This window comes from Mycobacterium sp. SMC-21 (assembly GCF_045310825.1).
GTDB lineage: Bacteria > Actinomycetota > Actinomycetes > Mycobacteriales > Mycobacteriaceae > Mycobacterium.
The window spans coordinates 103,331-111,164 of sequence record NZ_JBJIAO010000016.1 but is presented as its reverse complement, the minus strand read 5'-3'; the positions used below and the strand labels follow the sequence as shown (position 1 = coordinate 111,164).

Here is a 7,834-nt window from a genome sequence, read left to right as displayed (position 1 = left end):
TCACCCACTACATCGCCCGATCCCTACTCGAAACCGGCGGATTCAGACCCCAACTACACCGTCAATCATGAAGAGCCGGATATTCGCGCAACGACGACCCGGCGACCGCACCCGTCACCGTCGATCCCGTCAACGGCTACGACCCCGCCGCAGCCACCGCCCCGGCCACCCAGGCCGCCTTCGGTGGTGCCGCCGACCCGGTGTCACAGCTGATGTCGGGCATCAACTACGTGCTGAGCCACGGGCCGAGCGCGCACTAGATCCCCAGCGCACCCGCCGCGACCAGTACGACACCCACCACCGCCAGCAGGCCGGCGACTTCGTGCCGCTGCCGGGCGCGAATCCAGTTGTGCAGGTTGCTCATTGCGGTGCGCGTGCGTTGCGGGGCGATCAGGTAGGCCAGCAAGGGTATCTCGACCAACGAGAAGGCCACCACGTTGAAGGTCACCAGCGCACCCATCCGCACCCCGGCCTCGAGGTGTGCGGCGGCGATCACCGCCAGCGCCGCGAGATAGTCGACCGACGGCAGCGCGATGCCCAGGCCCGCGACGCCGGCGACCCACAACGACCGGCCGGTGAGCAGCCGGGTCAGCCAGTCCGGGACGGTCCGCTCGCGCCCCTTCGTCACGGCCAGCAGCACCGCGGCCACCAACGCCAATACGCCGATCACGATCTGGACCGTCGGTAGGTTGAAATGTGCTGAGGCCCAAGCGGGTAGCCGGGACTCGAGGAAGAACAGCACAACCGCGCCGACGGACAGGCCCATCAGGAAACCGCCGCACAGGAACGCCGCCAGCTGCAGGTGCGGGCGCGGGCGGTTCAGCATGACGACGGACATGCCGATGCGGAACGGCTCCAGGCTGACCGCGACCGCCATCACCAGCAGGGTGATCCACATGCGGCGCGGTTACGCGTCCAACCGGACGAACTGCCCCTGCCGGTACTGCTCGGCACAGGCCGACCGGCGCATCTTGCCGCTCGTGGTGGTCGGGATCGACCCGGCTTCCACCAGCACGACGTCGGCGACCTGCAACCCATGCGCCCGCGAAATCGCCGCGACCACATCGTTTTTCAGCCCATCGAGCTCAGCGGCGTCGGCGCGCGACTTGAGTTCGATGATGGTGACCAGCTGGTCGGTGTGGTCGTCGGTCACGGCGATCGCCGCCACCCGGCCGCGGCTGATCTTCTGCACCGTCGCTTCGATGTCGTCGGAGTAGTGGTTGCGGCCGCGCACGATCAGCATGTCCTTGATGCGGCCGACGATGAACAGGTCGCCGTCGGAGAGGAAGCCCTGGTCCCCGGTTCGGAGCCAGCCCGTCTCGGGCGTGCCCTCGGGGGCGTCCACCAGGGTCGCGCCGAAGGCGGACCCGGTCTGCTCGGGCTTGCGCCAATACCCGGCGGAGACGTTGTCGCCACGGACCCAGATTTCGCCGACGACGCCGTCGGGGCACGGCTGGCAGGTGTCGGCGTCGACGATCTCCAGCAGCGGCGACGGCGCCCGGCCGTACCGCATGAGCGGCGTCCCACCCGCTTTGCGCAACGCGATTCCCTGCGTGAGTTCGTCTGCGGCGAACTCGACGACCTCTGGCGGCCGGCCGTGCGCACCGCTGGCCACGTAGAGCGTCGCCTCGGCCAGGCCGTACGACGGCACCATCATCTCGGGCCGGAAGCCGACGGAGGCGAAGCGTTCGTCGAACTTGATCAGGGTGGGTGGGTGGATGCGTTCGGCGCCGTTGTTGATGCCGATGACGCCGCTGAGATCGAGCTCGGCCATCTCCTCGTCGGTGACGCGGCGCGTCGCGAGGTCGAACGCGAAGTTCGGGGCTGCCGACCATGCGGGGTTGTTCCGCGACAGCGCCTGCAGCCAGCGGACCGGGCGCGTGAGGAAGGCGATCGGGCTCATGAGGTCGCCCTTGTGGCCGGAGAAGATCGGGACCGCGATCCCGAGCACCAGGCCCATGTCGTGGTAGAAGGGCAGCCACGAGACCAGCGTCGACCCCGGCGGCAGCTCTCCACCGTGCTGCGACAGCAGGTCGGCCAGCAACTGCTCGACGTTCACCCGCAGGTTCCGGTGCGAGATCATCACGCCGGCCGGCAGCCGCGTCGACCCGGAGGTGTACTGCAGGTAAGCGATGTCGGGACCCGGCGGGACCTCTTCGTCGAAGTCGCGGTCGGCGTCCAGGTCGAGGGTGTCGACGGCGATCACGGCGACCATGGAGGCGCCGTCGTCCACGTTCTGCGCGGCGATGTCGAACGCGGCCGCGGTGGTCAGCACGACCGTCGGCGACGTGTCGGTGATGACGGCGCTCACCCGCTCGTCGTGCGAACCCGGTAGCGGGACCGACAGCGGCACCGCGATGAAACCCGCCTGCATGGCGCCCAGGAACCCGACGATGTAGGCCAGCCCCTGCGGCGCGATGATCAGCGCGCGGTCGCCGGGGACGCCGTGCATGCGGAGCTCATGCGCCACGTTGAGGGTGCGACGGTACAGCTGGGCCCAGGTCAGGCTCTCGGTGACGCCGTCCCAGTCGTGGTCGTAGTCGGTGAAGGTGTAGGCCACGTCGTCGGGAGTCGCGCCGGCGCGCTCGCGCAGCACGGACAGGATCGACGCATCGGACATGGCGCCAGGTTACTCAACTCACATGTGACCGGTGGTACCTGGTTTGCCGGCGGGGGCTACACCGGTCACCGAGGCCGGGCTCTCCACAGACACCTTTCGTCGGGAGCCGTCAACTTTCGTTGACGGCCAAGGAAAGTTGACGGCTCCAAATCGAATGTGTCGAAAGAGAGCCGATCATCGGAAACCGGTGCATGTCCCCCAATCGGGGGACGCCGATTTCGTCCGGTCGAGGGCCCGATCAGCGGACTGACCTGGGGCGTCGATTCCGCGAAGGTTGTTTCAACGCCAAAACGGCCCACAACCTTCAGGAGACGATATGACCACCACGACCGTGACCACCCGCTCCCGCTACACCCGCCGCATCGCGGCCGCCGCCGCCCTGGTGGCAGCGCCGGCGCTGGCGTTCGGTCTCTCGCCCGCCGCCCACGCGGAGACGGGCACGCAGCATTTCATGGAGTGCGACCTCACCCACAAGGACGACAAGATCTGGGACGGCGTGAAGCCGCCGGCGCACGGCGTGGGAGAGCACTCGCCGAAGAACCCGGGTCACAACTTGCAGGTCCAGTGGCCGGGCAATGACTCGACCCGTGGCTTCGCTGTGCACCCGGGCAAGCACGACATCAAGGCGGTCCAGGATCTGCTGGTGGTGCCGACGGTCCGGGAGACCGGGATCGAATGCCCCAACCTGCTGCGCTCGGACGCCCCCAACTACTTCAAGGACGCCTACGACTCGATCCACTTCGGGAGCTCGCCGGACTGGGCCCTCGGCATCAACTCGCAGGACGGCCGCGGATACGACCAACTGCACATCCACCTCACCCGGCTCTACGGCCCCGCCCGCGAAGACATCGACCGGGCCGTCAAGGCCGGCAAGGTCAGCAAGGACGAGCACAAGTGGGTCGACCAGGTCATCGAGGTCACCGACCACGACAAGACCTTCGTCCAGAACAGCAAGCATCAGTACCGCGCCTGGAACGCGAACGGCATCGACACCAACTTCTTCGCCAAGCTGAACGACGACGTCGTCACGCCGCTCTACAACCACGGCAACAAGCACGCCGCGATGGCGCACGAGACCATGCTGGTCACGCTCAACCACGAGGGCAACGGGCTCATCGTCCTGGCCAGCGACACCAACAGCGGCATCCACGGTGTCGACCAGATCGAGGGCATCATGGACAAGCGCTAGGGACGCTGTAGCCAGACAGAGGCCGCCCATCTCACGCCGAGGTGGGCGGCTTGTTTCTGTTCAGGTCAGAAGCAGGGCGGCTGTTTCGTGCTCGGATCGTCGCGTTCCCGTTGGTTGACGCAAACATCAGCTGCCAGGGATGGTCGTAGCGCAGCCCTCAAATTGATGACGGAACGCTGCGGTGCAGGGCGATACGCTGGTTCGGGGGAGCCATCTGTAGGCGACAGTGGGGGCGTGATTGTGGGCGACTTGCAGGTTGATCCGGTGATTGTCCACCAGGGCGGTGGTCATGTTTTCGACGCGATTCAACATGCGGCGGGATGCTTCATTGATCATGAAGCCGAGGTAGAGGATGCATCCGAGGGGTGGATCGGCTCCTCGAAGCAATCCCTGGGCGAGGTTGCAGGAGTGTGGCAGGCTCGCCACACAGAACATCTGCAGGCTTTGACGCAGTTGTCGGAGGCGCTGATAGAGGCAGCGGCCTTGTACACAGGCACCGATGTGGATGGTGCCGAGAACATCACGGGTATCGCCGGGCGGATGGGTCTATAGGTGGGTGATCTTTCCACCGACGATGTGCGGCGCTGGAACCTGTTCGCCATTGAGCAGATTTTTGACGCGGCCACTGGCCGGTCCCAAACTCTGAAGACGACGGCAGGCCGTCTGCAGCAGGTGCAACAAATGCTGGCGGACTGGCACGGGGATGCTGCCGACGCCTTTCGCGCAAACATCACTAAAGCCATCACTCAGACCAATGCTGACGCCACCCAAACTGCCAAGGTTGCTGCCGCTGCGTCCAAGGCGGAAGAAGATGTCCGCCAGTGTCGTTCGGAAATGCGTCGGATCGATGAACTCGCTCGAGCGAATCACTGGACCGTCACGCCGGACTGGAAAGTGGATATCGGCAATACCGGCGAAGGGCGCGGTAGTGACCTGGCCTTCATCGGAGCTTGGCAGACGTTGCAAGATGACCTGACAAAACTGCACGCCAAAGCCGAAGCCACCGATGACGAGTTGGCCGCCGCAATGCGAGCTGCCGTTGGCGATGACCCAACGACGTCACAGGCACCACCACCAGCGCCACCGCCGACCGATGGCTTCACTCCCGTTACGGCGGACCAGTTAATGCAGATTGTGCCCGAATTAAGCCGGGAGAAAGCGGAAGAGATGGTCGGCCCGCTAAACGATGCGATGCGTCAGGGCGGCATGAACACTCCAGCGAGACAGGCCGCGTTCATCTCTCAGATTGCCGTCGAGTCCGATCGATTTAGGACGTACGAAGAATACGCAAGTGGTGCCGAGTACGAAGGTCGGTGCTCTGGACCGAGCGGTTTGGGAAATTGTCAGCCTGGTGACGGGATGCGTTTCAAGGGTCGGGGAGTCATCCAGTTGACAGGCAGAGATAACTACGCCGCAGCGAGCAAAGCACTGGGAGTTGACCTTGTTGGCCATCCTGAGCTGGCTGCGACCCCAGAGTGGGCGTTCAAGACTGCCGTTTGGTACTGGGATACGCACAACGGTAATGCTGTAGCAGATACTGGGGATATTCGGGCCATCACAGAGATGGTTAATGGTGGTGACCATGGTCTGGCGGCGCGGACTGAGTACTACCAGAAAGGATTACAGGTGTTAGGTCGATGAACTTGCCCATCGCAATGCTCGTAATGGCCTGCTGCGCCGCCGGCGCGGGATGTACAAGTACCTCGTCCCGAAGCGAGACTTCCTCGCCGTCTGCGCCCGCAGCAGACTGCAACGGCCAGTTCATGGCCTCGCAATTCGTTGGCACTTGGAAGGAATCGGAAGCGGACTCGACTGGCATCAAGACGTTGAACGCGGATGGCACGATGACCAGCGGTGGTGGGGCTGAGACCGTTGCCGGCACTTGGGAATTCACTAAGTGGAGCAACACGCCCCAGCCAGCCCGCCCAGGTGATGAGAACGACTGCGTCCTGTGGCTCAAGCCGAGTCCGGTTCTTAACCTGGTGTATGGGGTTCTCAACGTCACTGAGCGCTCGATATCACTGACATATATCGGGCGTGGGAACACGATTGTCTGGAATCGGTCGGACTCGACGTAACGTTCTGGCGCTTATGCCGGCTGCGGCCCGTCGCATGTTGCTCTGCAGCCAACCGCCGTATGTCAGGATGGCCGGGTGAAAGGCATCATCCTGGCCGGGGGCGCGGGCACGCGACTACACCCCGTCACCGCCGGGGTGTCCAAGCAGCTGATCCCGGTCTACGACAAGCCGATGATCTACTACCCGCTGTCCACGTTGATGCTGGCGGGGATCACCGACATCCTGGTCATCACGACGCCGCTCGACGCGCCGAGTTTCGAGCGGCTGCTCGGCGACGGATCGCAGTACGGCGTCTCGATCAGCTATGCCCAGCAGCCGTCGCCCGACGGGTTGGCGCAGGCCTTCACCATCGGCGCCGACTTCCTCGGCGGCGACAGCGTGGCGCTCGTCCTCGGCGACAACCTGCTGTACGGCCCGGGTCTGGGCACGCAGCTGCAGCGGTTCAACAACGTCGACGGCGGCGCGATCTTCGGCTACTGGGTCGCCGAACCGTCGGCCTACGGCGTCATCGAATTCGACGATGCCGGGCAGGCGGTTTCGCTCGAGGAAAAGCCCGCGGTGCCCAAGAGCAACTACGCCGTGCCGGGGCTGTACTTCTACAGCAACGACGTGGTGTCGATCGCGCGCGAGTTGAAGCCCAGTGCCCGCGGCGAGTACGAGATCACCGACATCAACCGAACGTACTTGGCGCAGAACCGGTTACGTGTGCAGGTGCTGCCGCGCGGCACGGCGTGGCTCGACACCGGGACGTTCGATCAGATGACCGACGCCGCCGAGTTCGTGCGGACCATCGAGCGCCGCACCGGTCTGAAGATCGGGGTGCCCGAGGAAATCGCCTGGCGGCGTGGCTATCTGAGCAGCGACGAGCTGCGCGAGCGCGCCGAGCCGTTGGTGAAGTCCGGCTACGGCACGTACCTGCTGGATCTGCTGAGCAGGGGGTACTGATGGCACGGCTGCTGGTCACCGGTGGCGCCGGATTCATCGGCGCCAACTTCGTCCGATACGTCCTGGCCCACACCGACCATCACGTCACGGTGCTGGACAAGCTGACCTACGCGGGCAACCGGGAATCCCTTGCCGGGCTGCCCGAACAGCGGATGACGTTCGTCCTGGGCGACGTGGCCGACGCCGCGCTGGTCGACGAGCTCATGGCGACGACGGACATCGTGGTGCACTTCGCCGCCGAATCGCACAATGACAACTCGCTGCGCGATCCGGAGCCGTTCCTGCACACCAACGTGGTCGGGACGTTCACGCTGCTGGAGTCGGTCCGCAAGCACGGCACCCGACTGCACCACATCTCGACCGACGAGGTCTACGGCGACCTCGAACTCGACGACCCCGCCAAGTTCACCGAACGCACGGCCTACAACCCGTCGTCGCCCTATTCGTCGACCAAAGCCGGCAGTGACCTGCTGGTCCGGGCCTGGGTGCGCTCGTTCGGTGTCCGCGCCACAATCTCCAACTGCTCCAACAACTATGGGTCCTACCAGCACGTCGAGAAGTTCATTCCGCGGCAGATCACCAACGTGCTGTGCGGCATCCGGCCGAAGCTCTACGGCGCGGGCCGCAATGTGCGGGACTGGATCCACGTGGACGACCACTCGTCCGCCGTGCTGACGATCATCGAGAAGGGCCGCCTCGGCGAGACCTACCTGATCGGCGCCAACGGCGAAAAGGACAACAAGACCGTCATCGAGATGATCCTGACGCAGATGGGCCGGCCGTCCGACGGCTACGACCACGTGACGGACCGCGCCGGACACGACCTGCGTTACGCCATCGATTCGACCAAGCTGCGCACCGAACTCGGTTGGCGGCCAAAATATGTCGACTTCGCTGACGGGCTGAGCGCCACCATCGCCTGGTACCGCGACAACGAGGCGTGGTGGCGTCCGGTCAAGGACGCCACCGAAGCGCGCTACGCGAGCCAGGGCCAGTGAGTGA

Annotated in this window: 7 protein-coding genes and 1 pseudogene; 6 read left to right on the top strand and 2 right to left on the bottom strand. The window is 65.0% G+C overall.

Going from position 1 to position 7,834, the window contains the following annotated elements; all coding sequences use genetic code 11:
* Positions 1-74: 74 nt before the first annotated feature.
* Positions 75-260, top strand: a pseudogene (locus ACJH6H_RS17255) (PE-PPE domain-containing protein); the annotation flags it as partial.
* On the opposite strand, the gene ACJH6H_RS17250 reads toward ACJH6H_RS17255, so the two are convergent.
* Together ACJH6H_RS17250 and ACJH6H_RS17245 are read right to left on the bottom strand one after the other, a co-directional pair.
* Positions 257-898, bottom strand: coding sequence for a GAP family protein (locus ACJH6H_RS17250; protein WP_406775419.1), 642 nt, complete (start codon positions 896-898; stop codon positions 257-259). The pseudogene ACJH6H_RS17255 and the gene ACJH6H_RS17250 sit on opposite strands and share 4 nt — an antisense overlap.
* Before the next feature lie 9 nt (positions 899-907).
* Positions 908-2,620, bottom strand: a complete 1,713-nt coding sequence (locus ACJH6H_RS17245) for an AMP-binding protein (RefSeq protein WP_406775418.1) — start codon at positions 2,618-2,620, stop codon at positions 908-910.
* Positions 2,621-2,936: 316 nt separating this feature from the next.
* Between ACJH6H_RS17245 and ACJH6H_RS17240 the strand changes: the two genes are divergently transcribed.
* The 5 genes from ACJH6H_RS17240 to rfbB all read left to right on the top strand — a co-directional run bounded on the left by ACJH6H_RS17240 (position 2,937) and on the right by rfbB (position 7,830).
* A complete protein-coding gene (locus ACJH6H_RS17240) occupies positions 2,937-3,809 on the top strand; it encodes a CDP-diacylglycerol diphosphatase (protein WP_406775417.1) in 873 nt (290 codons plus the stop codon).
* A gap of 234 nt (positions 3,810-4,043) precedes the next feature.
* On the top strand, positions 4,044-4,361 hold the full coding sequence (locus ACJH6H_RS17235) for a WXG100 family type VII secretion target (RefSeq protein ID WP_406775416.1): 318 nt from the start codon (positions 4,044-4,046) through the stop codon (positions 4,359-4,361).
* Positions 4,362-5,450 (top strand): glycoside hydrolase family 19 protein, encoded by a 1,089-nt coding sequence (locus tag ACJH6H_RS17230; protein WP_406775415.1) that lies wholly within the window; start codon positions 4,362-4,364, stop codon positions 5,448-5,450.
* Positions 5,451-5,962: 512 nt separating this feature from the next.
* Entirely contained in the window at positions 5,963-6,832 is an 870-nt protein-coding gene (gene rfbA / locus ACJH6H_RS17225; protein ID WP_212808001.1) for a glucose-1-phosphate thymidylyltransferase RfbA, read from the top strand.
* The gene (gene rfbB, locus ACJH6H_RS17220; protein WP_406775414.1) at positions 6,832-7,830 is read left to right on the top strand and encodes a dTDP-glucose 4,6-dehydratase; all 999 of its coding nucleotides are present in this window, start codon (positions 6,832-6,834) and stop codon (positions 7,828-7,830) included. Before rfbA ends, rfbB begins: the two co-directional genes overlap by 1 nt.
* The last annotated feature ends 4 nt before the right edge of the window (positions 7,831-7,834 follow it).

Excerpts from the sequence above, each read along its gene's own strand:
- rfbB (WP_406775414.1), top strand. The coding sequence starts at position 6,832 with ATGGCACGGCTGCTGGTCACCGGTGGCGCCGGATTCATCGGCGCCAAC.
- ACJH6H_RS17240 (WP_406775417.1), top strand. The coding sequence starts at position 2,937 with ATGACCACCACGACCGTGACCACCCGCTCCCGCTACACCCGCCGCATC.
- ACJH6H_RS17245 (WP_406775418.1), bottom strand. The coding sequence starts at position 2,620 with ATGTCCGATGCGTCGATCCTGTCCGTGCTGCGCGAGCGCGCCGGCGCG.
- ACJH6H_RS17250 (WP_406775419.1), bottom strand. The coding sequence starts at position 898 with ATGTGGATCACCCTGCTGGTGATGGCGGTCGCGGTCAGCCTGGAGCCG.